This is a genomic window from Streptomyces pyxinicus (assembly GCF_024753135.1).
Classification (GTDB): domain Bacteria; phylum Actinomycetota; class Actinomycetes; order Streptomycetales; family Streptomycetaceae; genus Streptomyces; species Streptomyces pyxinicus.
This window is the reverse complement of record NZ_JANUGP010000010.1, coordinates 60,702-83,949: the sequence shown is the minus strand read 5'-3', so window position 1 is coordinate 83,949 and position 23,248 is coordinate 60,702. Positions and strand designations below refer to the sequence as shown.

Genomic DNA, 23,248 nt, shown 5'->3' with positions numbered 1-23,248 from the left:
GTCCATCGTCAGGGACTCCGTGGCTTGCCCACCGCAGGTATACCCATGATGGATAGGCTTGTTGGGAGGCCAGTACGGAAGGCTGTCACTGCCAGGCGAGGGCATCTGATGATCGGTTATGGACCTCCAACTGCGTTGCCGCGCAACCTTCTCGAACGCGCGGACATGCAAGCTGCCTTTGCCGCACACGACTTCGGCACTGTTTTCTCCCTGGCTCGCAGCGAGGCAAAAATCAGCTACTCAAAGATCGCTACAGAATGTGATATCAAGCCCAACCGCGTCGGCGAACTGGCCCGCGGGCAGGGAAGCGTCACCACCTTCGAGAAGATCGCTCGGATTGCAGATGCTCTACGCATCCCCGGTCACATGCTCGGCCTTGCCCCGCGCGGGTGGGAGGCAGGTGCTCCCGACGCCGGCCAGAGAGAGGGAGACGTGCACCGTAGGCAGTTCGTGAAGGCGGCGATGGGCGGCGGCCTGGCCGCTGGCCTACCCGCGCTCACCCGGCCGTCGGTCGGCCGCAGGATCAGGAGCGACCTTCCGCAGCGACTTCGCGAGCGAACCGCTCGTCTTCGCCGCCTGGACGACATCCTCGGCGGGGGTGACACCTACTCGGTGTACGCCAGCGAATACCAGTACACAAAGACGATCATTCGGGATTACCAGCACACGCATGCCACGAGGCAGGGCCTCCTATCGGTTCTCGCCGAGCAGGCGCAGCAGGCGGGATGGGCGGCCTTCGACGCCGGCCGGGCAGCAGACGCAGCCAGTCTGTACAAGGCCAGCCACGTGGCCGCCGTCGAGGCCCAGGATGCTGCGCTCGCCGGAAACGCCCTGGCCTTCCTCGCCTACCAGGCGGTGAACCGGCAGGACGGGATGGAGACCGCAGCCCGTTCCGTCCAGGAAGCCGGCCCGGCAGCGCCCTCCGGCGTTCGGGCACTCCTCAACGAGCGACTCGCGTGGGCCTATGCCGTTGCTGGACACGGCTCAGAATGCGAAGGTGCTCTGGAGGCCGCCGAGGCGGCCCTCGCTGAAGCCGATGGCACTCCTCAGCCCGACTGGGCGGCCTGGGTCGATGCCACAGAGCTGCAGATCATGGCCGGTCGATGCTGGACGGAGTTGCGCAGGCCCCTACGTGCGGTGCCGGTGCTGACCGGGGCCCTGAAGAGCTATGCCGATGCGCATGCGCGTGACAAAAGCCTGTACCTTTCACGGCTGGCCACGTCCTATCTGCACGCCGGCGAAGTCGAGGAGGCTGCGAAGCTGGCCAGCCGCGCGCTCGATCTTTCAGCCGAGGTTGCCTCAGTCCGGCCCAGGCAGCGCCTTACCCCACTCATCGAGCAGCTGCGCCCGTATCACCGTCTCTCCGCAGTCGCCGATGCCTTGGAGCGGGGCGGGGCGGCGTGATGCCCTAGTCCGTGGGTGTCGTGTTGGCGGCGATCCACTCCAGGTAGCCTTCGGACCCTGCCTCGATCCGTACTGCCACGACTTCCGGGTTCTGCCAGGGGTGGTGCTTCAGAATGTCGGCTTCGAGTTCGGGATATCGGGCGGCAGTGGTCTTCATCAACAGCTGCCACTCTTCGCCTGTACCGAACTCCCCGTCGTGCCAGAAGGCGGAGATCACCGGGCCGATGATCTGAGCGCCTGCGGCGAGACGACGGCTGACGACGGTACGCGCCAGCTCAACAGCCTGTTCGCGTGTCGGTGTTGCCGTGGATACCTGGAAGTAGTCGGCCATGCCGCGAGCGTAGCCTGACTTTGATCTCCGCGAAGAACGTCGCGGCTCCAGTGGCTCAAAGCAGAGAACGCAGCTATGTGTTCAGTTTCCGACGACCTCGGGCCCGCCCATGAGGAATGGCACGCCACCTGCCGGCAACTCGCCGTACACCCGCGTACCGCGGCAGCAGTTGATCAGCCGACAGGCCCGCCCGTGGCGGCAGGGCCGTCGAACCGGCCCCTGGGCGGCACTGCACGGCCATGGCCGACCTGCCACCTGTTCCGCCGCGCCTCGGGGAAATTTTGTCGTGCCTCGGAAAGCAGATCGCCGATCACGCCCCTCGTCCGGCTCGGGCGACGTACCGCGCCTCGGGCTCCGTCGCCGTGCTTCTCGCGTGCCAGGAAGTGGACGCCTGATCGGAACGGTGGCTCGGTGGTTGGGCTGCTCGCGGCCATCGAGGAGTGGCCGTGGACTCGCGCTCTCGTCAGGCGCGGGCGCCCCTTGATTTGATCGCCGCATGACGGCGTGTGGCAGCGTGCGACATCACTGGTGGTGGTGGCCCGGATGGTGTGTGGGCCGCCGCTTCTCCCCTGACCATGCAGGGCGTCGGCTTCGTCGGTGAGGTCGAGGAGCACGACGTCCGGGCCATCGCCGACGCGGCCGGCGAGCGCCTGGCCGCGGTCCCGGCTTTCGGCGTCCAGGTGGGCCCGCATGTACGGGACCCGGGAACCATCCTGCTGCACGTCCATCCGGACGGCTCCGTGCACGCCGTCCGTACCGCCTTCCGCAGCGTGCTTGACGAGGTACCGGAGAACGCCGACGGCTTTACCCCGCACGTATCGGTCGCCTATGGCGCGAGCAGTGGCCCCGCCGGCCCGGTCTTCCAAGCGCGCGACCAGCAGGACTTCACCCCGGCTCAGGCTCGCGGGCTTGACTTCGAGAGCGCTCCAGCTCGTAGCGTCCTGGGATGCCGGGGCCGGGAATCCGTCGCTAGATGGAAGAAGGCTTCCGGCACCCGGTAAGACGACGAATCAGCGTGTACGACGTGGATGAAAGGACCCCCCATGCAGAAGCGCAGTCTGCGGGACCTTCAAGTATCTAGCCTCGGCCTCGGCTGTATGGGCATGTCCGCCTTCTACGGCACCACCGACGAGGCGGAGGGCATCGCGACCATCCGGCACGCCTTGGAGCTGGGCATCGACTTCCTGGACACCGCGCAGCTCTACGGCCCGTTGACCAACGAGTCGCTGGTCGGTGAGGCGATCCGGGGACACCGCGACGAGTATGTGCTCGCGACGAAGTTCAACTACCGGATGGACGACGCCGTACCCGGCGACATGAGCTCCGTCGGCCCGCAGGACGGCTCCGCCGAGCACGTCCGCAGCTCGGTCCACGGCTCGCTCCAGCGGCTCGGCACGGACCACATCGACCTCTACTACCAGCACCGGGTCGACCCGAACGTGCCGATCGAGGAGACGGTCGGCGCGCTCGGTGAGCTGGTCGCCGAGGGCAAGGTGCGTCACATCGGGCTGAGCGAGGCGAGCGCGGAGACGATCCGGCGGGCGCACGCCGTCCACCCGGTCACGGCCGTGCAGAGCGAGTACTCGCTGTGGACGCGCGACGTGGAGGCCGAGGTGCTGCCGGCCTGCCGGGAACTGGGCATCGGCTTCGTGCCGTACTCGCCGCTCGGCCGGGGCTTCCTCGCGGGCCGCTTCAGCTCCCCTGACGACCTGGACGAGAACGACTTCCGCCGCAGCAACCCGCGCTTCACGGACAGCAACCTGGAGGCCAACCTCCGGCTCGCGGCCAAGGTCAAGGAGATCGCCGCCGAGAAGGACGTCACCCCGGCCCAGCTCGCCATCGCCTGGGTGCTGGCGCAGGGCGAGGACCTGGTACCGATCCCCGGCACCAAGCGCCGTAGCTACCTGGAGCAGAACGCGGGAGCGGTCGGCATCGAGCTGACCAAGGAGGACCTGTCCCGGATCGACGCCGAGCTGCCCGAGGCGTCCGGCGACCGCTACGACGAGGCGGGGATGCGGTCGGTCAATCGCTAGCCGGGACGGCAGCCCCCGTACAGGGGGCTCGGTGACCGGGCGCTCCGGAGCGTGACCGGGGTGTCCGGTGGGGCAGAGAGCTGTGAGGAAACCCACGCGGGGTCCCAAATGCCCTGGCGAATAGCGGGTTTGGGCTTCCGCCGGGGCCGGTCGGGCAGGGCATCGGTGGGGCCCCGCCCGGCCCTTCTGCCACCATGGGCGGCGCCCCGACCAGGCGTCCCGGCCTCGCAGCGCAGCCGGCCCGACGGGAACCGCCGGTCCTTCTCCCCCACCCCCCGAGTACTCCGCCTTGTCTGCTGCCCCTGCCCTGCCCACGCCCCTGTCCCCCACCGCCCCCTCCCGGTCGCCCTGGCGCTCGTTGCGGCACTGCGGCATGCGGTGGTGGTCCGTCGCCAACCTCGTGTCCAACACCGGTACCTGGACGCAGCTCACTGTGCAGAACCTGCTGGTGCTGCACATCACCGGGTCGGCGGCGGCGACCGGTCTGTCGATGTCCGTGCAGGCGGCGCCGGCGCTCTTCGTGAGCCTGCTGGGCGGCGCCGCCGTCGACCGCTGGCCCCGGAAGCTGACGGTCGCCGTCAGCCAGGCGCTGCTCGGCGCGGTGGCGTTCACCACGGCCCTGCTGGTGGCCCTCGACCGGATCGACATGACGTCGCTGCTGGTACTGGCCGCCGTGACGGGCGTCGTCGCCACCGTCGACGGGCCGGCCTGCGCGCTGCTCGGCAACGACCTGGTGCCCGTCGAGGACGTGCCGTCCGCGATCGGCGTCGGCGCGCTCGTGCACAGCGCGGGGCGGCTGGCCGGGACCGCGCTGGCCGGACTGACCGTCGGCCTCCTCGGCACGTCCGCCGCGTACGCCGCCAACGGCGTCTCGTTCCTGTTCGTCGCGTCGGTCGTGCCGTTCCTGCGGCCCGCGCCGGGCGCGGTGAAGGAGCCGGCGGTCGAGGTACGGCCCGTACCGGCGCCCGAGGAGCTGAGCGTGCGGGAGGGGCTGAAATTCTTCGTGCGCCGTCCCCGCCTGGTCGCCCTCGCCGGCATCACCGGAATCAGCTCGGTCCTCGGCCGGAACTACGGCCTGACCCTCGCGGTGCTGGTCACCGGGCCGCTGGCGGGTGGCGCCGGCGCCTTCGGCACGGTGTCCACGGTGCTGGCCGTCGGCGGCATCCTCGGCGCGGTCCTCGGCGCCCGGCTGCACCGGCCGTCCGTACGGACCGTGGGGCTGCTCGCGGCGGCCGGCGGCCTGCTGCAGGCCGTGGCCGGGCTCTCCCCCTCGCTGGCCATGCTGCTCGTGCTGGTGCTCCCCATGGCCGTCGTGGAGTCCGTCTCCGACACCGCCGGCACGGCCGTCCTCCAGACCGACCCGCCCACGCGTCTGCGGGGCCGGGTGCTCGGCGTGTGGAGCAGCATCGGCACGGTGTGGGGCCTCGGCGGGCCGCCCCTGCTGGGTCTGCTGATGGAGTGGGCCGGCGCCCGCGGCGCCCTGATCACGGGCGGCCTCCTCATCGCCGGCTCCATCGGCGCGGGCCTGCTGCTGCGCCGCCGGGACCTGCCGGTACCGGCGCGTGCGACGGGGCGGGAGGCGCTGGGCACGGCGGCCTGACGGCTCCTCCGTCGCACGCGGTACGTACGGCGGCGGCCTGGCGGCCCGTCGAACGCCGACCAGCCCCGCTTGCGGCGCGGTGGGAGGGACAGGGGGGTGTGGGTACGGCGCCGCGCCCAGGCGCCCGGCCATGGGACCGGCCATGGGAACAGCCCTGGGACCGGCCATGGGAACGGCCGCCTTGCGACGGTCCCGCACGCCCCGGCCGCCCCCGGCGTCACGCAGACCGCTCTCCGCCTCCGCCCCCGCCCCCGCCCCCGCCCGGCAGGTGGTACACGTGGAACGCCTGCCCGATCACCGGCTGCGCGACGTTGCGCACCCGGACGCCGCCGCTCGTCATGCCGTGCTCCGTGCCGGCGTGGGCGTGGCCGTGTACGGCGAGGTCGGCGCCCCCGGTGTCGATGGCCTCGGCGAGGAGGTAGCTGCCGAGGAACGGGTGGATCTCCGGCGGCTCCCCGGCGAGGGTGTCGGCGACCGGCGAGAAGTGGGTCAGCGCGATGCGGGCGTCGCAGTCCGCCTCGGCCAGTTCCTTCAGGGCCGTGTGCAGACCGTCGGCGCACCGGCGGGAGTAGCGCACGAACTCCTTCATGATCGGTTCGCCGAACTCGCCGGCGCAGCGGCCCACGAAGCCGCCGCCGAAGCCCTTGGTGCCGGCCACCCCGATCCGTGCCTCGCCCGCGGGGACGACGACCGCCTCCCCCTCCAAGACGTGCGCGCCGGCCTCGCGGAGGATCGCGGTGACCTCTTCGGGCCGTTCGTCGTGGTGGTCGTGGTTGCCCAGGACGGCGACCACCGGCACCCCGAGGTCCTTGATCTCGCGGGCGACGACCGCGGCCTCCTCCGGTGTGCCGTGCCGGGTCAGGTCACCGGCGAGCAGCAGCACGTCGGCGCGGTCGGGCAGTGTCTCGAAGGAGGGGCGCAGCGTGCCCTGGCTCTCGGGGCCCATGTGGATGTCCCCGACGGCCGCGACGCGGATCATGTCAGGTCCTCCCCCCGGTCGGGCGAGGAGGTCCCCGCGATGAGCAGGTCGCAGTGGACGGGATGCCCCGCCAGCTCCTCGCGGACCAGGCTCAGGATCTCGTCGCGGCACTGCGCGGACGGCACGGTCCCGGTCAGCAGGACGGAGTCGCCGCGCGGTTCGAGCCGTACGCCGAGTTCCCCCAGGGGCCCGGCGGCGAGGCGTTCGGCGACATGGGCGACGTGGTAGTCCAGGCTGGCCGCCGGCTGGACCGGCGGACTCGCTTCGGTCATGGCTGCCCCTCCTGTGGGTCGATCACGTTCAGCCGTTCGAGGAGGAAGAGGAACGCGGCCGGCATGGGCTGGTCCCCGCAGCCCGCCCGCACCGCGTCCCAGTCGACCTTCTCGCGGACGGCCCGCGCCACCGGCAGGACCGAGCCGAAGTCGCAGTAGTGCTCGGAGAAGGCGCTGATCAGGCTGCGGATCAGGTCGGTCGGGGACAGCACTGGCATGAGCACCGAGTCGACCGGCAGGGTGTGGGCCCGGTCGAGCATGTCCTTGGTGACGGGCTCGTGCGCGAGGGCGAAGATGATGTCGACGTTCTGCCCGTGGCAGGTGGTCTTCAGCAGCCAGTCCTCGGGCGGTGTGAGCACCGCGAGCCCGGCCTCGCGCAGCGTGGCGGCGACCGCCTCGGCGTCCTCGGGCAGGACGCAGAAGTCCGCGTCGTGCTGGAGGTAGCGGCTGCCGCCGTGCGCGTAGACGGCCACGCTCCCGGCGAGTGCGAAGGGATGGCCGGCGCGTTTGAACAGCGCGCCGATCTGTTTGGCGGCCTCCAGGATCGCCTGGCTGCGGTCCTCGGGCAGGTCGGCCCGCGGCGGTGCGGGCGGGGCCTGCTGGTCCTGGCCGTTCATGGCGAGCCGGAGCCCGGTGACGTCCGGTCGCCGGGCGGCGGCGGTGTCCTCCCCGTCGTGCGTCATGTCTCTCCATTCGCGAGCACGCTGCCCCTGGCGGGCCGGTGCCGCCCGGGGCTGTTCCGGGTACCCGGGGCCCCCGCGCGGCACACCGGGGGTCACCCGGCCGTGTCAGGGGGCCGGGCCGGGCCGCGGCGGGCCGGGTCGGCGAGTGGCCGCCCGATCTGCCCGGGAGCACGCTGTAGGCATGACATCCCGGCTCGCGGACGTGATCGGGCGGCGGCGGTCGTGGCGGTCCTTGCGGTCCGCGCCCGCCCTGCTGCTGCTCCCCGTCACACTGATCGTCGTCATCACGGTGGTGGACGTACAGGCGCCCACGGACGTGCACCTGGGCCCGACCCTGGTGATCGCGCCCGCGATCACGCCGTCCTTCGCGGGCCCCCGCACCACCGCGGCCGTCGGCGCGCTCGCGACCGGCGCCCAGGCCCTCATCGGCGTCACGCACGGCGGGATCGGCACCCTGAACCACATCGTGCAGATCATCACGCTCGCGGTGCTCTCGGTGCTGTGCGTCCTCTACAGCGCGCTGCGCCGGCGCCGGCTGGCCCAGCTGGCCCAGGTCCGCACGGTCGCCGAGGCCGCGCAGCACGTGCTGATGTGGCCGCTGCCCGAGCACATCGGCCCGCTGCGGATCGCCTCCCTGTACCTGGCCGCCGAGGACGAGGCGCAGATCGGCGGCGACCTGTACGCGGCGACGGTCAGCGACGGCGCCGTACGCGTGCTGATCGGGGACGTGCGCGGCAAGGGGCTGTCCGCCATCGGCGAGGCCGCTCTGGTGCTGGGCGCCTTCCGGGAGAGCGGGCACCGGCACATGCCGCTGGTAGAGCTGGCCGCCGCCCTGGACCAGAGCGTCAGCCGGTACGCGGCCGACCTGGAGCCCGCGGAGGAGGCCGGTGAGCGCTTCGCCACCGCCCTGATGGTGGAGATCCCGGACAGCGACCCGGTCACCCGGATGACCAGCTGCGGGCATCCCCCGCCCCTGCTGCTCAGCCCGGGGCACGTCGTGACCGTGCCGAGCCTGCATCCGTCGCCGCCGCTCGGTGTGCATCCGGGCGCCGATCGCACCCTGGACGTGTTCTCCTTCGAGCCGGGCGACACCCTGCTGCTCTACACCGACGGCGTCGTGGAGGCCCGGGACGCGCGGGGCCGGTTCTATCCGCTGGCCGAGCGGGCGGCGCGGTGGACCGAGGAGCGTCCGGAGGCGCTGATGCACCACCTACGGCGCGATCTGCTCGCCCATGCCGGCGGCCGGCTGGACGACGACGCCGCGCTGATCGCCCTGCACCGCACCCCCGTCGACCGGCACCGCCACCACGACCGGGGCGGCGGCGTCGAGACGCGGCGGGCCGGTTCCGGCACGGAGTCGCGGCAGCACACGGCCTGATGCCCGCCTTCTCCCCTCCCTCGCGCACACGGCCTGACGCCCGCCCGCCTCCCTCGCACCGTCGTCCGGTCCGCCGCGCCGGGTTTCCCGGGCCGGAGGTCGTCAAGGGCTTCCGGATGGTGGAACTCAAGGATGTCCTGAATCCGGCCGGCAGCGGTCCGGAGCCCATCGTGCCGCTCGCCGGGCCACGGCTTCCCGCCGGGTGCCGTGGGACTGCCGGTCGTCGCGGGCGGCCCCGGCGGTCCCGGCGTGAGCCCGCCCCGAGTGGGGCGGGGCGGGGCCACGCCGGTGGGATTCCGGCCGTTCTTCCTGACCGTAAGAGCCCGTTCCTCGTGCCGCGGTTCCGTTTCACCTCTGTCTTTCAAGAGATGCCCGGAACCCGAGGCACCGAAAGGCTTGTATCGCATAGCGGACCGGCGACGACACGGTTTCGGTCATTCCGGTTCGGCCGCCGGGCGGCCCTCCACGAGCCGGGCGAGACGGCCGAGGGCCATCCCGGTGCCGCGTTCGTTGTCGGCGCGCGGGACGGCGTCGGGGACGCCCTCGTGCAGGATCTCCACGTCCGTGCCGCCGCCCCGGGCGGTGAGCGTCGTCGTCAGGGTCATGGTGCCGCTCAGTGCCTCTTCACCGGTTTCGAACGCGAACACCTCCACGACCCGGGCGTCCGGTACCAGCCGGGCGAAGTGCCCCCGGTAGGTGTCGGTGCGGGCGCCGGACTTGCCGGTGTCACGCGCGTCGTCGTAGGTGAGGGAGATCCGGAAGGCACCGCCCTCGCGGGCCTCGAAGAGGTGGACGCGAGCGGTCATGCCGTCCGGGACCCGCCAGGCCGCGAGCGCGCCCGGGTCCAGCAGGGCCCGGTAGACGGCCTCCGGTGGCGCCTGCACATGCCGGATGATCCGGGTGGCGTACACGCTCCCACGCTACGACACCCACGGGCGCCGCGCGGGCTCGCCTGTTTGCGGTCTTCAACTTGGCGGTTGCGAGGCTTCGTTGGCTGGTGGGAGAGTGGGCGGCACTGCTCCCGACCCAGGAGCGGGCGTCCCCCCACAGCCCAGCGGACCATCCCCCACTCGTCCGAAGGACTCGCCATGCACCGCACTGCCCCCTGCCCACACTCGTGTCCCTGTCCCTGCGCCGCCCTCGATCCGTCCTGGACCCGGACCCGGCCCGCCCCGGGCTCCCAGGAGCGGCCCGGCTGATCCGCGTCCGCCCGGGCCCGCACCCCGCCCGACGGGACGGCGGGTTACGGCATCCGGCCCGGCACCCGCTAGATTCGCCGCCGGTGCGGAAGGACCGCACCCGTGGGCGGCTCGTGCCCGCCGTACGTGGCACTGTGCCCGGGGACGTCATGGTCTGGTCGCTCATCCGCCGGCTCCGGCCCGCTCCCGGCCTGCCGGTGCCCGGGCGGTGCGGACCGGACCGGCACGTCCTGGCCACCGGGCGGCTGTTGCTGTTCACCCCGCGCCACCGCCTCGACGTGGCGGCGGCGCTGGCCGCGTGCGCGGACCCGGAGGCGCAGCGGTGGCTGGGCACCCAGGCCGACCGGATCGTGCCCGATCCCGCCGTGCGCAGGGTGCTGCTGGGGTGGCGGCCGGCCGGTGACGACGGCCGCCGGGTGCCCCGTGAGCTGGCCGAGCCGTTCGTGCCCGACGGCACCGGCGCCCTGTTCCTGGTGTGCGTGCGCCGCTCGGACCTCAGCTATGCCGGGGGCCTGGAACTCGACCCGCGCACCGGCGAGTTGGGCGGCTGGCTGGCGCCGGGCTGCCGGGGCCGGGGGCTCGGCGCGGAGTTGTTCGGCGCGGGCCTCGCACTCGCGCACACCCACCTCGGCCTCGCCACCGTGCGGGCGGGCGCCGAGCCCGGGAACACCGCCAGCCGGCGGGCCCTGACCCGGGCGGGGCTGGTGCCGGACCGGGGCCCGGACCGGCACGCCCTGCCCGACGGCCGGGTGATCGAGGCGGTCTGGCACCGGCACGACACCCCGGCGCCGTCGCGTTGCCGCTGACCGCGCCGGAGGGTGCCGTACCGGTGACCGCGCCGGAGGGTGTCGTACCGCCGGTCAGACCGTGCGGGCGAGGCGGTCGGCCAGCAGCTTGGCGAAGCGGGCCGGGTCCGTCAGGTCGCCGCCCTCGGCGAGCAGGGCGGTGCCGTAGAGCAGTTCGGCGGTCTCGGTCAGCTCGGGGGCGTCGGCGCTCCGCTCGTGCGCCTCCCGCAGTCCGCTGACCAGCGGGTGGTCCGGGTTCAGTTCGAGGATCCGCTTGACCTTCGGGACCTCCTGGCCCATCGCCCGGTACATCCGCTCCAGGGCCGGCGTGAGCCCTTCGGAGTCGCTCACCAGGCAGGCCGGCGAGCTGGTCAGCCGGGTGGTCAGCCGGACGTCCTTGACGTCGTCCAGCGTCTCGCCGAGCCAGGTCAGCAGCGGCGCGTACGCGCCCGTCCGCTCCTCGGAGACCTCGTCCTCCTCGGACAGGTCGACGGCGCCCCGGGCGACCGACCGCAGCTCGTGGCCGTCGTACTCGCGCACGGACTCGGTCCAGATCTCGTCGACCGGGTCGGTGAGCAGCAGCACCTCGTACCCCTTGGCCCGGAAGGCCTCCAAGTGCGGGGAGTTCTCGATCTGGGCGCGGCTCTCGCCGGCCATGAAGTAGATCTTGTCCTGGCCCTCCTTCATCCGGGTGACGTAGTCGGCCAGGCTGGTGGGCTCCTCGCCCTCGGTGGAGGCGAACGAGGCGATGTCGAGGATCGCCTTGTGGTCCTCGCCGGCGTCGAGCAGGCCCTCCTTGACCGCCGCGCCGAACTCCCGCCAGAACGTGCGGTACTTCTCGACGTCGTTCCGCATCAGGTCCTTGATGGTCGACAGGACCTTCTTGGCCAGCCGGCGGCGGATCATCTGGATGTGCCGGTCCTGCTGGAGGATCTCGCGGGAGATGTTCAGCGACAGGTCGGCGGCGTCCACGACGCCCTTGACGAACCGCAGGTGGGACGGCAGGAGTTCACGGGTGTCGTCCATGATGAACACCCGCTTGACGTACAGCTGGATGCCGTGCCGGGCGTCGCGCTGGAAGAGGTCGTGCGGGGCACGGGAGGGGAGGAAGAGCAGCGCCTCGTACTCGAAGGTGCCCTCCGCCCGCATCTGGATGATCTCCAGCGGGTCCGACCAGTCGTGGCTGACGTGCCGGTAGAACTCGTGGTACTCCTCGTCCTTCACCTCGGAGCGCGGCCGGGCCCACAGGGCCTTCATCGAGTTGAGGGTCTCGTCGCCGAGCCGGATGGGGAACGAGATGAAGTCCGAGTACCGCTTGACGATCTCGCGGATCTTCCATTCGTCGGCGTAGTCGTGGAGGGCGTCCTCCTCGTCCGCGGGACGCAGGTGGACGGTGACCGCGGTGCCCTCGGGGGCGTCCTCGACGGTCTCGATGGTGTAGGTGCCGTCGCCGTCCGACTCCCAGCGCGTACCGGTCTCCTCACCGGCCTTGCGGGTGAGCAGGGTGACCTTGTCGGCGACCATGAAGACGGAGTAGAAGCCGACGCCGAACTGGCCGATCAGCTCCGCCGACTCCTTGTTCTCCTTGTTCTCCTTCAGCCGGCGCAGGGTCTCGGCGGTGCCGGATCTGGCGATGGTGCCGATGAGGCCGACCACGTCGTCCCGCGTCATGCCGATGCCGTTGTCCCGCACGGTCAGGGTGCGGGCCTCCTTGTCGGCCTCGATACGGATGTGCGGGTCGTCGGCCCGGAGGCGGTCGTCCTGGAGTCCGGCCAGGCGCCGCTTGTCCAGGGCGTCGGAGGCGTTGGAGATCAGCTCACGCAGGAAGATGTCCTTGTTCGAATAGATCGAGTGGACCATCAGCTGCAGGAGTTGCCGCGCCTCAGCCTGGAACTCCAGCGTCTCGGTGCTCATTTCATCCCTTCTGGTCATATGGACGTGTGCCGGCGCATGCCCGTCAAGAATTTGGCACACCGGTGAAGGCTCGCACAACTCCTTCCCGGCCCGGCGCCGCGCCGCCCGTCCCACCTGGACTTATGCTGCGAAATGCCGCATCGAAGGGAGTGCCCCGTGCCCGATGTCCCGCCGACCTCCGCGCTGACGCCGCGCGAACTCGGCCTCGATCAGCTCGCCGCCGTCCTCGATCTGGGGCGCCGGGTCTACGACACCGGGGCCATGCCATACACCGGATGGTCGCTGTCGGCCGTCGCCGGGCACCTGGACGCGCCCGACCCCGCGTGTCTGGTGGTGCTGGACGGCGAGCGGGTGGCCGGCTTCGTCCTCGGCTCCCTCGGCTTCGAGCAGCGCTCCGACTGGGGCTATCTGGAGTGGATCGCCGTGGACCCGGACTACCAGGGGCGCGGGGTGGCCTCGCGGCTGGTGACGGAGTGCTGTGCGCGGCTGGCGGCGGCCGGGGCGGTCCGTGTGGTCACGGACGTGGAGCGGCGCAACACGGCGTCGGCCGAGCTGATGCGCCGCAACGGCTTCGCGGAACAGGCGACGGTCAGCTTGTTCGTCCGGCCGCTGACCGGCCCGGACGACAGGGGCGGTGCGGGTAGTACAGGGGGTGCAGGCGGTACGGGAGGTGCAGGTGGTACGGGTGGTACGGGCGAGGAGGCCGACCGGGACTCCGCCGCGTCCCGTCGGCACTTCACCCGGGCGGCCGACCGCGTCCGCTGAGCGACGGCTCAGGTGAGGTGGAGGGTGATCTCGGCGGCGGCCGTGTCGGGGACGCCGCGGGGCAGGGCGAGCGGGAAGACCCGGTCGGTGGCCGTGACCGGCGAGCCGGTCGAACTCAACCTGCCGGCCCTGCCTCGATCCGGTGCCGACGCCCCTCACCACGCCCGCCAGGGCCCGTCCCAGCCGCCCGGGGCGAGTCCTGTGCCGGTGACGGCGTCCCGGGCGGCGAGCAGTGCGAAGGCCGTGAACCAACCCAGGAGCGCCGGGCGCGGCGGAATCCGGGGCGGCACCTGGCGGGATAAGGCGACAGGCAGTCCGTCCCGGTACGGATCGGCGGCCGCGGTGGATCGTCCGGCGCACAGCCCGGCCCGGGCCGGGCCGCGTTCCGGCTCACCCCTGCCAGGGTGACCGGCCCCGGTCCGGTGACGGCCGCCGCCGGGTAGCGGCGAATCGTGGCCTGTGCGTGGGCCTGCCGCATGAGCCGTGATCACCGGGCCCGTGGCACGTGATTCCCGACCACGGCAACTCGTTCGGCCCAGCGGGGCGGGAGGACCACCGGGGCGGGAGGACCACCGGGGCGGGAGGACCACCGGGGTACCCGAGCCGAGGGTGGTCCCGGCTCAGCCGGGCCGCCTCCGCACGAGGTGCGTCGGCCTGCCGGGTCAGCGCCCTGCGCGTCAGGGGCGTCGGCCGGTTCAGCCCCCTGCCCGGGCGTGCGTGAGCAACGCCTCGGCGGCGGCGCGCAGTTGACCGGCCGCCGTGGCGCACGCCTCCGCCTGCCGCTCCAGGGCGGGTCCGGTTCCCTCGGGGGCCGTCGGGCAGCCGCTGAGGGTGGTGGCGGTGGTCAGCAGGCGGCGGGCGTAGCCGTCCATGAGGTCGGCGTCGGCGCGCAGGGTGGCGATGTGGGTGAGGAGGTCGTCGGTCGCGCGGCGGGACTCGGTCACCATGGCGGGGGCTCCCCAGGGGCGTTCGGCGGTGCGGGACGTCAGCGGGGCAGGACGGTGCCGGCGCCGCGGTGGGCCAGGAGACGGGGGCAGGTCAGGACGAACAGCGGGCGGGTGCCGTCGACGCCGAGCCGGCGCAGCGGCCCGGCCAGCGGTTCGGCCGCCGCGGTGTCCAGCAGCGGCCGGATGCCGTGGGCCCGGTGCAGCCGGACCCGGCCGTGCGTACGGACCGGGGTGCGGACGGTGCTCCCGCCGCGCCGGCCGTAGAGGATCCAGTCGGCGTCGGGGCAGCGGACGCCCGGTCCCAGCCGGCCCTCGACGGTGAGCCCGAGGTCCCGGGAGCGGAGGTCGATCGCCCGGTCCGTCAGGTCTGCCTCGGCGCCGACCCGCATCGCGGGCTGGCCCCAGATCTCCCGGGCGACCCGCCGCGCCTCCTCGGTGGTGACGGCGAGGGAGACGACGTACCGGCCGGTGCGGCGCAGGTCGGCGCGGCGCAGCAGGTCGGCCGCGATGTCGTGGGGGCGGGGCCGCCACAGGTCGTCCACCGGTACCGACAGGGCGACCTCGGTGTGGGGGCCGATGGTGGTGCAGCGGTGCTCGTAGAGGGAGAGCACCGCGAGTGCGCGGCCTCCGAACCGGCTCGGGGTCAGCCGGCCGGTGTCGGGCAGCAGCGCCCGGGCCGCGTCGGCGTCGACGGGGAAGCACAGATGGGCGGCGGCGGAGTCGTGGTAGCGCACGGGGACCTCGACCGGGCCCGCCGTGGTGGGGACCGAGGTGGTGGGCACGGTGAGGAAGGGGTAGCCCTCGGGCGGGTTGGCGCGGTTCTCCAGCCGGTAGGCCCGGGTGCGCACGATCGGGCCCCGGTAGGGGGTGAGCGCCTCGTCGATGTCCGCGCGGGCTTCGGGGACGACCGTGCGGAGGTGTTCGATGTACTCGCGCGGGGAGTGGCTCCGCGGGAACTCCCGGCCGGGGCCGGGGCCGGCGTACTCGGCCACGTACCGGTTCGGGTGCGGATGCGGGACGGCGGCGGCGGCCGCGGAGCCGTCACCGTCCGGGCCGTCCAGGGCGGCCGGGGCGGCCATGATGTCGTGCTGGTTGACGACGGCGGCGACCCAGGTGTCCGGGTCTGCGGGCTGCTCGCCGTCGACCGGGGAGCCGACGGTGACGACGTGGGTGACCCGGTAGGTGCGGGTGAACTCCGGGTCCCGGGCGAGGTGCAGCACCGCGAGGCCGCCCTCGCCGTGGCCGATCAGCGCGAGGTCGGCGCCGTGCGGGATGCCGTAGTCCGCCACCGCGAGGCGGATCGCGCGGGTGTGCGGCGAGCCGGCCGTGAACAGGGCGCGCCAGGCGCCGACGGGGTCGCGCGGGGAGTCGGGGCGGGGACGGCCCGGCGTGGTGCCGGGGGCCTGGACGACGTAGCGGACGACACCGTCGGGGCCGCGCACGTTCTGTACGAGGAGCCGGCCGCCGACCAAGAGCACCTCGATGTTGCGCAGGTAGCCGAGGAAGGAGCCCTCGGTGGCGACGAGTCGCCTCTCCTGGCCGGTCAGGTCGACGGCCTCGGCGGCGGCCTCGCCCTGGTCAGGGCCGGCGGGGAGCGCGGTGCGGACGTCGGCCGGTTCCTCACCCAACAGGGCGCGCAGGCTGAGGAGTTCGGTCAGCAGTGGGGTCAGTCCTGACAGGGCGCGTTGGGCTCCCCGGTCCCGGAACAGCGCGCGCAGGGCGCGTACGGCCTCCCGGTCCCGGCCGGTGCCGAGGGCCGTCCGCAGCAGGCGCGTGCCCGGGTCGCGCGCGAACTCGGGGTGATCGGCCAGGAGGGCGGCGGTCCGCAGCCGCAGTGAGGTGACAGCCGTCAGCGCGGCCAGGTCCTCCCGGCCCGGCGGCCCGTCCGCAGCGCCGGTGGCGCCGAGGAGCCGGCCCACGGCCTTCGGGAGGACGCCGGCCGAGCCGCCCAGGCCCTGCTTGTGGGTGAGGGCCCGCAGCAGGGCCCACCGGGCGGGCAGTCCCGTGCGGGGCCGGCGGCGCGCGGAGGCGGTGAGGAGCGGTGCGTACAGGGCGGCTGCGGTGCGTTCGGACACCGCGCGGACGCCCTCGGCGACCTCCGCCACGTCCCTGGCGCAGCGGCGCAGCAGGGCCGTGGTGTGCTGGCCGTCCGGCGTGAGCCGTTCGGGCGCGTGGCCGTCCGCTCGCATCCGGCGCTCCCTCGGCTCGACGCCGTACGGCGACGTACGACGTCGTACGGCGGCATACGGGCATATGGGCATGTGGGCATACGGCGGGGCCCGTGCGGTCCGGTGGGACGCGACCCCGGTCCCATGGTCTGCCAGGGCAACCAGGCTCGCACGTCCATCCGTCCGGGCGGCGGGGGCCCGGGACCCGTACCGCCCGCCGGACGCGGGCCCGGGCGTCGTCCGGGCCATCGGTGTCCGGTCCCCCGTCCGGCGGAGGGCGAGGCTCCGGGGTCCTCACCCGTCGGTCGTCAGCCCCGCGGCGACGGTGGCGCCCAGGTCCCAGCAGGCCTCGGTGCCGGGCTTGCCGGGCTCGCCCGTGACGATCACCGGTTCGGCGGCGCGCCGCCAGCCGAGGCCGGTGGTGACGGACTCGATGGCGCGGACGGCCCCGGTGGCGTCGTTGCCGCCGTGCACGTAGCCGAAGGGGCGGCCCCGGGTCGCGTCCAGGCAGGGGTAGTAGACCTGGTCGAAGAAGTGTTTCAGGGCGCCGGACATGTAACCGAGGTTCGCCGGGGTGCCGAGCAGATAGCCGTCGGCCTCCAGGACGTCGGAGGCGGTGGCGGACAGGGCAGGCCGGCGGACCACGCGGACGCCTTCGATCTCCGGTGTCGTGGCGCCGGAGACGACGGCCTCGAAGAGGGCCTGGCAGTGCGGTGAGGGCGTGTGATGGACGATCAGCAGGGTAGGCACGTCCGGCACCCTGCCGCGCCCCGCCGGACGCGCAAACCCCGGCGGGCGGGGGCGGGGGCGGGGGCGAGTCGGGGCCGCCCGCCCGGGGTAGGACGAAGCCCGGTGGGACACACGGCGTGACGCCGGGACGCACGGCGTGGCGCCGGGAGACCGGGGGTGACGCCGGGAGACTCGGGGTGGCGCCGGGACACTCGGGGTGACGTGAGGAGACGACATGGTGGCCGAGGACGATCGCCGGGTGCGGGCCGCCCGGGTGTTCGACGCGCTGGGCCTGGACTACGAGAAGGCCTTCGCCGGTTCCGAGCCGCACCGGGCCTCGCTGCGCCGGCTGCTGGAGCGGCTGACGCCGGACAGCAGGGTGCTGGACGTGGGGAGCGGAACGGGCCGGCCGACCGCCGCGACCCTCGCCGGGGCCGGGCACCGGGTCCTGGGCGTCGACGTCTCCCCGGTCATGGTGGAGCTGGGCCGCCGACAGGTGCCGGAAGCCCGGTTCCGGCTCGCCGACATTCGCGAACTCCCCCTGGACGACGACTCGTTCGACGCGGTCTGCGTCTACTTCTCGCTGTTGCAGATGACCCGCCCGGAACAGCGCGCCGTGATCGGGCGGCTGGCGCGGGCGGTACGGCCCGGCGGACTAGCCGCGCTGGCCACCGTCCCCCTCGACGTGGAGGACGCCGAGGGAGTGTTCATGGGACAGCCGGTGCGGGTGACGAGCTTCGCCGCCGAGGCGTTCACGGAGCTGGTCGCCGGGGCGGGCCTCACGGTGCTGGCCGAGGAGCACGCCGTGTTCGAGCCGGCCCACCCGGACGCCGTACCCGAGCCGCACCTGTTCCTGCTCTGCCGGCGGCCCGAGGGCGGGTGAGGCGGGTCAGGGCCGCAGTGGCAGCGTCCCGCAGGTGGACCGGGCGGGACGGCCCGCGAGCCGGTCGGTGAGCCAGCCGAGCGCGGCGCCCTGGTCGGTGAGCAGCGGCGTGAGGTGGTTCAGCAGCGCCCGCCCCAACTGCGGTACGACGACCGGGGCGTAGTCGACGTCGGCGCCCTCGCGGCACCAGTCGACGGCCAGTTGGCGGGCCTGCGCGTGCGGGACGAGGTCGTCGTTGACGCCGGTGGCCACGCGGACCGGACTCGCCGGCGGGGTCCGGCCGATGCGCTGCCGGTCGAGGAAGTCCCCCAGGGCGGGTTCGGCCCGGATCACCTCGCTCAGCGAGGAGCCGTCGGTCGTCCAGGCCGTGCTGTGCGCGGAGTTGTAGGAGAGGATGGCGTCACCGACGCACATGGTGGCCAGGTCGGCCAGCGCCGCCTTGCCCTTCTGGCTCAGGTGCCGGTCGGCGACGGGGGCCAGTTCCGGGTCGGACTGCAGGAAGCCGTTGACGGCCCAGCCGAGGGCGCCGGCGAGGTCGGTGCCGTCGATCGCCTCGGTGACCTCGGTCAGATCGGCGGGCGGCGCGCCGGCGTAGGTGCCGGCGAGGGTGACGTCCGGGGCGTAGTCGGGCTGGAGTTCGGCGGCGGCGGCCGTGGCGCCGCCGCCCTCGCTGTAGCCGTACAGGCCGACCGGCGACTGGGCCGTCACCGACGCCCCGGCCAGGTTGCGGGCGGCGCGCACCGCGTCCAGGACCGCGTGGGCGCCGTCGAGACGGTTGACGTAGGTGTGCAGCCGGTCGGTCGCGCCCAGGCCGGCGTAGTCCGTGACGACGACGGCGACGCCCCGCGCCAGCAGCCGGTAGATCGCGAGATCCTCGTAACCGACCGAGACCGTACGGCTGTTCAGGGACAGCGGGTGCTCCAGGCCGAGGGAGGCGGCGCACTGGTCGCCCTGGCCCATGGTGCCGGGGGCGAGGGCGACCAGCGGGCGGGGGCCGCCGCGCTTCCAGGCGGCGGACGGTTCGATGTAGGCGCCGGTCACGGCGACCGGCTGTCCGGTCGAGTCGGTGGACTTGTACATCAGCCGGGTGGCCCGCCCGGGCAGCGGGCCGTCCAGGCCGGGCAGGCTCAGCGCCAGCGGCAGGCGCTCGCTGCGGACCAGGGCGCCGTCGGCGGCGGGGAGGGTGCTGGGCGGGGTGTAGAAGGCGGGGATGGTGACGCCCCGGGAGACGACCGGTGCCGAGGCGGCGGCGGGGAGCGCGGCGGCGGCCTGCGCGCCGAGGCAGGCGGCGACGGCGACGGCGAGTGCGGACAGACGGGTGCGCGGGGACGGACGGGTGTGCAGGGACGGACGGGTGCGCGGGGATAGGCGGGCGGGCGCGGACATGGCGGACCTCCTGGGCTGCGGGGTGGGGCAGGGGGCTCCGAAGCGGCTGGGCAGGAAGGTAACCGCCAAGGTGTTACCGGCGGTAGCACCTGGAACATTACGGTTCAGTAAGGTGACGCCACGTCAGCCGATAGTGCGCTCACCGACTCGGCTCGGCGGCCTCGGCTACAGTGACGGCCTCGGTTCGGAGGGGAGACAACGGTGCAGGTCAGGGTGGGGTCCGTGGGCGGCCGGACGGTCGCGGCGCTGCTGCTGGCGGCGGTGCTGGGCGGCTGCGCCAAGGCGGCGGATGACGACGGCAGGAGGGCGTCGAGCGCGTCGCCGGACGCGAAGGCCGAGGGGAGCGGCGGTACGACGGCCGCGCGCGGCGGCACGGTCGGCGCCCGGGGCTCCGCCTGCGAACTGCCGGTCGGCTTCGACGTCGCCAGGGGCTGGCAGCCGAAGGCGATCGACGCCGGGGCGGCCTCCGCCGAGGCCTCGGCGACCTCGAACGCCTCGGAGGGCTCCGACGACGACCTCGGGGCGGCGATCGCCGACGCGCTGCTGCGCCAGGGTCCGGTCACCGCCGCCTGCGAGATCGACGCCAAACCGGCCGGCAGCATCGGCTTCCTGCGGGTGTGGACCGGGAAGCCGGGCGGCGCGGACGCGGGCGGGGTGCTGCGGGCGTTCGTGGCCGCCGAGGAGCACGTCAGCAAGGCGAAGTACCACCGTTTCACGACCGGCGGGGGTGTGCCCGCCGTGGCGGTCGAGTACCTCACCACCAGCGAACTGCTGGACGAGGCCAAGGAGGAGAGCGCCTTCGCGGTCTCCACCGCGGCCGGCCCGGTCGTCCTCCACCTCGGCGGCATGGACACCGGGGAGCACGAGCGGATGCGCCCCGCCTACGATCTCGCCCAGCGGAGCCTCACCCTGTCCTGACGCCGCCGTCAGCGCCCGGCCGCCGCCTGGCCGTGGCCCGGCCCAGATAGGTGAGCGGACCCGCGTCCGGGACCGGGATCTCGTGGAAGCCGAGCCGGTCGTAGAACGCCCGGGCGCCGGTGTTGACGGTGACCATGCCGAGGTGGACCGCCTCGACACCCTGGAGCCGCAGGGCGTCGAGGAAGGCGTGCATCAGCCGGCGCCCGTGACCGCGCCCTTGCCAGGGTGGCAGCAGGTCGATGTGCAGATGCGCCGGGTAGGCGGCGAGTTCGGGTACGAGCATGCGCTCGGGGTGGTGCAGAAGCCGGATCATCTCCTCGGTGGGCGTGCCGGGCGTCGTGCCGCGCGACGTGTCGGGCCTCGTGTCGGGCTTCGTGCCGGGCGGGTCCGTGGGTTCGGGATAGCGGCCGGCCAGCCGGGGGATCCAGTCGCCGCGGAACTCCTCGACGAACCGTTCGGTGTCGGCCGTGCCGACGATGTAGCCCACGGCCCGGCCGGTGCCGTCGTCCAGGACGAACGCGAGATCCGGGTCGTAGTGGCAGTACGGCTCCGCGAAGATCGCCGGCAGGAGACGCGGATCGGGGTAGAGCGCCCTGGAGTCGCCGCCGTTGTGGGCGGTGCGTACGCAGACGTCGGCGAGGGCTGCGCGGTCGGCGGTGCGGTAAGGGCGGATCGAAGGGGGCGCGGGGGTCGGTTCGGCGGTCGGCATGACGGCATCGTGACGGTCTGGGAGCGCTCCCACAAGGGTCGTGCGGGCAGGGTCGGGGACGCCGTGCGGCGCCGGTCAGTAGCGCAGGCGCCGGGCCCGGAGCAGCATCAGCAGGCCGGACAGGGCGAGCAGGGTGCCGAGGGCGGCGGGCCAGAGGTGGGCGCCGGTCTCGGCAAGACCGCCCCCGGTGGTCTGAGGTTCGGGCTGTGTGACGGGCGGCGGCTGGAGGTTTCCGGCGGGGGTCGGCTGGGCCGGCGAGGAGTCGGCGGGTGCGGACGGGGACGGGGCGGGTGCCGCTGGAGCCTGGGCCGTACGGCTCTCGGTGGACGCCGGTTCCGGTGCGGCCGGGGAGGCGGTGCCGGTGCCGGTGCCGGTGTCGCGCTTGGTCGTGCGGGCGGGGTCGGTGGCCGGGGCGGCGGACTCGGTGGCCTGGTCGGTCCCGGGTGCCTTGCCGGGCCCGGCGGAACTCCCGGTCGGGGTGGGCGCCGTACCGCTGTCGTCGCCCTTGCCGTCCTCGCCCTTGCCGTCGCCGTCCCTGGGACCGCACGTACGCCCGGAGTTGATGCAGTCGACCATCTCGCGCATCAGGGAGTCGTCGAAGACGTCGATGAAGTCGCCGTGGTCGGTGACGGGCTTGTGGAGCTGCTCCGGGAAGGAGTCCACCGCGAACAGCGGGACGGTACGGCCGCCGTCCTGGACGCTGGGCGCCCTGACGTCGTAGACGATGCGCTGCACGAGCTGCGGGATGGCCCGGAAGCCGGCCGGGCAGGAGCCGTCGGGGTCGGTGAAGGCCACGTGGGTGCGGTGGTTGGCGCTGTCGGTGTTGCGGCCGTCCCAGCAGCTCTGGAACCGGAAGGTGCGCACGACGTCGCTGCCCTGCGGGCACAACGGGTACTTGTCCTTCAGCTGCCGGTCCTCGAACCCGGTGCAGCTCCAGGAGGCGTTGGCGTTGCCGGGGCCGTTGACGAGGGCCTTGGCGTCGCCGGTGATGATGCGCAGCAGGCGGGGCATGGCGGCGACCTTCTCGCGCGGGTTGCCCACGAAGGTCAGCGTCACCTGTTTCGGCGTCACGATCCGGCCCGCGTTGCCCTCCGTGCCGCCCCCCGGGGCTCCGGCGTCCCGCTCCCGGGTGCCGTCCTGCACACGCAGCACCGGCCAGTAGTACGTCGATTTGTCGCCCTGGTCGACGCAGCTGGTGTCGGCGGCGGCCAGGTCCTCGTCGCTGGCGAAGGCGTTGTCGCCCTGGTTGCCGACGTAGTCGTGGAAGTGGTGGGCGCCGTTGGAGACGCCGGGCGCGACGATGACGTTGTCCGAGTTGAACAGGCCGCCCGCGTTGACGCCGCAGTCGGAGGCGAAGGTGCCGCGCGAGGCACCGGCCTGCCGGGGCGGATCGGTCGCCTCGGGCTCTACGGAGGTGATGTCGGCGTAGTCGGAGACGACGGGCCCGTTGCCGCCCTGGCCCGCGCCGCCCGGCGCCGGTGCCTGGGTCGCGCCGCTCGGAGTGGCGGCGCCGTCATCCCCGTCGGCTCCGGGGCGCAGGGTGCACTCGGCCAGGGCGTCGAGGCCCTCGGGGCGCTCCCCCACCCGGTCGATGGCGTCGGCGATGCGCCGGATGCTCTGCGCCCGCTTCTCCTTCAACGGGTCGGTGATGGCGCCGGAGTCCGTGCCGATCGCGCGGAGTCGCTGGTACGCGGCCGCCGTCTGCCGGTCCAGAGCGGCGAGTTCGCGGTCGACGTCCGCCCGCGCGCCGTCCGGGACGTCGGTCAGCCGGCTGCCGACGTCGGGGCAGTCGATCGTCGCCGCCCCCGAGGACAGGACCCGCCCGTGCGCGGCGGTGTCGGAGCCGTCGCCCCAGCCCTCGGAGGCCGAGGCGTAGACGTTCGCCGCGACGAGGCCGCCCCCGGCCAGCATCAGGGCGACCGCCGCGTAGGTCGCGCGTCGTGCGCCGGTCGGGCGTCTGCGCCTGTTGCGTCCCAAGGTCGCCCCCTGTGTCGTCGCCGGTCGGGCATGGTGTCCCCCGGCCTCATACGGAGCACGGTGCCACGGTGTTCAACCGGATCGCGAATTCATCGACATCTCACAGGAAGACATGGGCATCAACTCTTCCCCGCCGAACATCGTTGCGAACATCACGCATACGTATCGGACATTCACCACCCCAACCT

21 protein-coding genes are annotated in these 23,248 nt (G+C 73.4%); 9 read left to right on the top strand and 12 right to left on the bottom strand.

Going from position 1 to position 23,248, the window contains the following annotated elements; all coding sequences use genetic code 11:
• Positions 1-135 precede the first annotated feature (135 nt).
• The gene (locus NX794_RS15830) at positions 136-1,404 is read left to right on the top strand and encodes an NsdA family TPR-like regulatory protein (RefSeq protein WP_258779176.1); all 1,269 of its coding nucleotides are present in this window, start codon (positions 136-138) and stop codon (positions 1,402-1,404) included.
• Between the two features lie 4 nt (positions 1,405-1,408).
• Here NX794_RS15830 and cutA read toward each other — a convergent pair whose 3' ends face one another.
• On the bottom strand, positions 1,409-1,735 hold the full coding sequence (gene cutA, locus NX794_RS15825) for a divalent-cation tolerance protein CutA (RefSeq protein ID WP_258779175.1): 327 nt from the start codon (positions 1,733-1,735) through the stop codon (positions 1,409-1,411).
• Between the two features lie 575 nt (positions 1,736-2,310).
• Between cutA and NX794_RS15820 the strand changes: the two genes are divergently transcribed.
• The 3 genes from NX794_RS15820 (at position 2,311) to NX794_RS15810 (ending at position 5,368) form a co-directional block, all read left to right on the top strand.
• A complete protein-coding gene (locus tag NX794_RS15820; protein ID WP_258779174.1) occupies positions 2,311-2,736 on the top strand; it encodes a 2'-5' RNA ligase family protein in 426 nt (141 codons plus the stop codon).
• Between the two features lie 42 nt (positions 2,737-2,778).
• A complete protein-coding gene (locus NX794_RS15815) occupies positions 2,779-3,768 on the top strand; it encodes an aldo/keto reductase (RefSeq protein ID WP_258779173.1) in 990 nt (329 codons plus the stop codon).
• A gap of 373 nt (positions 3,769-4,141) precedes the next feature.
• Complete coding sequence (locus NX794_RS15810) at positions 4,142-5,368, top strand: MFS transporter (protein ID WP_428985918.1); 1,227 nt, start codon at positions 4,142-4,144, stop codon at positions 5,366-5,368.
• Between the two features lie 217 nt (positions 5,369-5,585).
• Here the strand turns inward: NX794_RS15810 and NX794_RS15805 are convergent, their stop codons facing one another.
• From NX794_RS15805 to NX794_RS15795, 3 genes are read right to left on the bottom strand one after another with little or no spacing between them, the layout of a single operon-like run.
• Complete coding sequence (locus tag NX794_RS15805; RefSeq protein WP_258779172.1) at positions 5,586-6,347, bottom strand: metallophosphoesterase family protein; 762 nt, start codon at positions 6,345-6,347, stop codon at positions 5,586-5,588.
• A complete protein-coding gene (locus tag NX794_RS15800) occupies positions 6,344-6,619 on the bottom strand; it encodes a BON domain-containing protein (protein WP_258779171.1) in 276 nt (91 codons plus the stop codon). Before NX794_RS15800 ends, NX794_RS15805 begins: the two co-directional genes overlap by 4 nt.
• Positions 6,616-7,302, bottom strand: a complete 687-nt coding sequence (locus NX794_RS15795) for a nucleotidyltransferase family protein (RefSeq protein ID WP_258779170.1) — start codon at positions 7,300-7,302, stop codon at positions 6,616-6,618. The genes NX794_RS15800 and NX794_RS15795 overlap by 4 nt, the downstream gene beginning before the upstream one ends.
• Before the next feature lie 181 nt (positions 7,303-7,483).
• On the opposite strand from NX794_RS15795, the gene NX794_RS15790 reads away from it, so the two are divergent.
• Positions 7,484-8,680: a PP2C family protein-serine/threonine phosphatase gene (locus tag NX794_RS15790; RefSeq protein WP_258779169.1), complete on the top strand. Its 1,197-nt coding sequence runs from the start codon at positions 7,484-7,486 to the stop codon at positions 8,678-8,680.
• Positions 8,681-9,114: 434 nt separating this feature from the next.
• On the opposite strand, the gene NX794_RS15785 is transcribed toward NX794_RS15790, so the two are convergent.
• Positions 9,115-9,591 carry an SRPBCC domain-containing protein gene (locus NX794_RS15785; protein WP_258779168.1) on the bottom strand — a complete coding sequence of 159 codons (477 nt, stop codon included), beginning with the start codon at positions 9,589-9,591 and terminating at the stop codon, positions 9,115-9,117.
• Between the two features lie 422 nt (positions 9,592-10,013).
• On the opposite strand from NX794_RS15785, the gene NX794_RS15780 reads away from it, so the two are divergent.
• Entirely contained in the window at positions 10,014-10,685 is a 672-nt protein-coding gene (locus NX794_RS15780) for a GNAT family N-acetyltransferase (protein ID WP_258779167.1), read from the top strand.
• Positions 10,686-10,739: 54 nt separating this feature from the next.
• Here NX794_RS15780 and htpG read toward each other — a convergent pair whose 3' ends face one another.
• A complete protein-coding gene (gene htpG, locus NX794_RS15775; protein ID WP_258779166.1) occupies positions 10,740-12,578 on the bottom strand; it encodes a molecular chaperone HtpG in 1,839 nt (612 codons plus the stop codon).
• A gap of 156 nt (positions 12,579-12,734) precedes the next feature.
• Between htpG and NX794_RS15770 the strand changes: the two genes are divergently transcribed.
• On the top strand, positions 12,735-13,343 hold the full coding sequence (locus NX794_RS15770; protein WP_258779165.1) for a GNAT family N-acetyltransferase: 609 nt from the start codon (positions 12,735-12,737) through the stop codon (positions 13,341-13,343).
• Positions 13,344-14,038: 695 nt separating this feature from the next.
• On the opposite strand, the gene NX794_RS15765 is transcribed toward NX794_RS15770, so the two are convergent.
• The 3 genes from NX794_RS15765 to NX794_RS15755 all read right to left on the bottom strand — a co-directional run bounded on the left by NX794_RS15765 (position 14,039) and on the right by NX794_RS15755 (position 17,208).
• On the bottom strand, positions 14,039-14,290 hold the full coding sequence (locus NX794_RS15765) for a hypothetical protein (protein ID WP_258779164.1): 252 nt from the start codon (positions 14,288-14,290) through the stop codon (positions 14,039-14,041).
• A gap of 38 nt (positions 14,291-14,328) precedes the next feature.
• The gene (locus NX794_RS15760) at positions 14,329-16,479 is read right to left on the bottom strand and encodes an acetoacetate decarboxylase family protein (RefSeq protein WP_258779163.1); all 2,151 of its coding nucleotides are present in this window, start codon (positions 16,477-16,479) and stop codon (positions 14,329-14,331) included.
• Positions 16,480-16,752: 273 nt separating this feature from the next.
• A complete protein-coding gene (locus tag NX794_RS15755; protein ID WP_258779162.1) occupies positions 16,753-17,208 on the bottom strand; it encodes a flavodoxin family protein in 456 nt (151 codons plus the stop codon).
• Positions 17,209-17,422: 214 nt separating this feature from the next.
• Between NX794_RS15755 and NX794_RS15750 the strand changes: the two genes are divergently transcribed.
• On the top strand, positions 17,423-18,070 hold the full coding sequence (locus NX794_RS15750) for a class I SAM-dependent methyltransferase (RefSeq protein ID WP_258779161.1): 648 nt from the start codon (positions 17,423-17,425) through the stop codon (positions 18,068-18,070).
• A gap of 6 nt (positions 18,071-18,076) precedes the next feature.
• Here the strand turns inward: NX794_RS15750 and NX794_RS15745 are convergent, their stop codons facing one another.
• Entirely contained in the window at positions 18,077-19,456 is a 1,380-nt protein-coding gene (locus NX794_RS15745; RefSeq protein ID WP_258779160.1) for a lipase family protein, read from the bottom strand.
• A 201-nt stretch (positions 19,457-19,657) separates the two neighbouring features.
• On the opposite strand from NX794_RS15745, the gene NX794_RS15740 reads away from it, so the two are divergent.
• Entirely contained in the window at positions 19,658-20,374 is a 717-nt protein-coding gene (locus NX794_RS15740) for a lipoprotein (RefSeq protein ID WP_428985912.1), read from the top strand.
• Here NX794_RS15740 and NX794_RS15735 read toward each other — a convergent pair.
• Both NX794_RS15735 and NX794_RS15730 read right to left on the bottom strand, forming a co-directional pair.
• Entirely contained in the window at positions 20,361-21,083 is a 723-nt protein-coding gene (locus tag NX794_RS15735) for a GNAT family N-acetyltransferase (RefSeq protein WP_258779159.1), read from the bottom strand. The genes NX794_RS15740 and NX794_RS15735 overlap by 14 nt on opposite strands.
• 75 nt (positions 21,084-21,158) lie before the next feature.
• Positions 21,159-22,994, bottom strand: coding sequence for a DUF1996 domain-containing protein (locus tag NX794_RS15730; RefSeq protein WP_258779292.1), 1,836 nt, complete (start codon positions 22,992-22,994; stop codon positions 21,159-21,161).
• Positions 22,995-23,248 lie beyond the last annotated feature (254 nt).

Bases quoted from the DNA above. Each gene is read 5' to 3' on its own strand.
- NX794_RS15795 (WP_258779170.1), bottom strand. From the start codon at position 7,302: ATGACGCACGACGGGGAGGACACCGCCGCCGCCCGGCGACCGGACGTC.
- NX794_RS15765 (WP_258779164.1), bottom strand. From the start codon at position 14,290: ATGGTGACCGAGTCCCGCCGCGCGACCGACGACCTCCTCACCCACATC.
- NX794_RS15750 (WP_258779161.1), top strand. From the start codon at position 17,423: ATGGTGGCCGAGGACGATCGCCGGGTGCGGGCCGCCCGGGTGTTCGAC.
- NX794_RS15735 (WP_258779159.1), bottom strand. From the start codon at position 21,083: ATGCCGACCGCCGAACCGACCCCCGCGCCCCCTTCGATCCGCCCTTAC.
- NX794_RS15800 (WP_258779171.1), bottom strand. From the start codon at position 6,619: ATGACCGAAGCGAGTCCGCCGGTCCAGCCGGCGGCCAGCCTGGACTAC.
- NX794_RS15730 (WP_258779292.1), bottom strand. From the start codon at position 22,994: ATGCTGGCCGGGGGCGGCCTCGTCGCGGCGAACGTCTACGCCTCGGCC.
- NX794_RS15810 (WP_428985918.1), top strand. From the start codon at position 4,142: ATGCGGTGGTGGTCCGTCGCCAACCTCGTGTCCAACACCGGTACCTGG.
- cutA (WP_258779175.1), bottom strand. From the start codon at position 1,735: ATGGCCGACTACTTCCAGGTATCCACGGCAACACCGACACGCGAACAG.
- NX794_RS15815 (WP_258779173.1), top strand. From the start codon at position 2,779: ATGCAGAAGCGCAGTCTGCGGGACCTTCAAGTATCTAGCCTCGGCCTC.
- NX794_RS15805 (WP_258779172.1), bottom strand. From the start codon at position 6,347: ATGATCCGCGTCGCGGCCGTCGGGGACATCCACATGGGCCCCGAGAGC.
- NX794_RS15820 (WP_258779174.1), top strand. From the start codon at position 2,311: ATGCAGGGCGTCGGCTTCGTCGGTGAGGTCGAGGAGCACGACGTCCGG.
- htpG (WP_258779166.1), bottom strand. From the start codon at position 12,578: ATGAGCACCGAGACGCTGGAGTTCCAGGCTGAGGCGCGGCAACTCCTG.
- NX794_RS15745 (WP_258779160.1), bottom strand. From the start codon at position 19,456: ATGTCCGCGCCCGCCCGCCTATCCCCGCGCACCCGTCCGTCCCTGCAC.
- NX794_RS15760 (WP_258779163.1), bottom strand. From the start codon at position 16,479: ATGCGAGCGGACGGCCACGCGCCCGAACGGCTCACGCCGGACGGCCAG.
- NX794_RS15790 (WP_258779169.1), top strand. From the start codon at position 7,484: ATGACATCCCGGCTCGCGGACGTGATCGGGCGGCGGCGGTCGTGGCGG.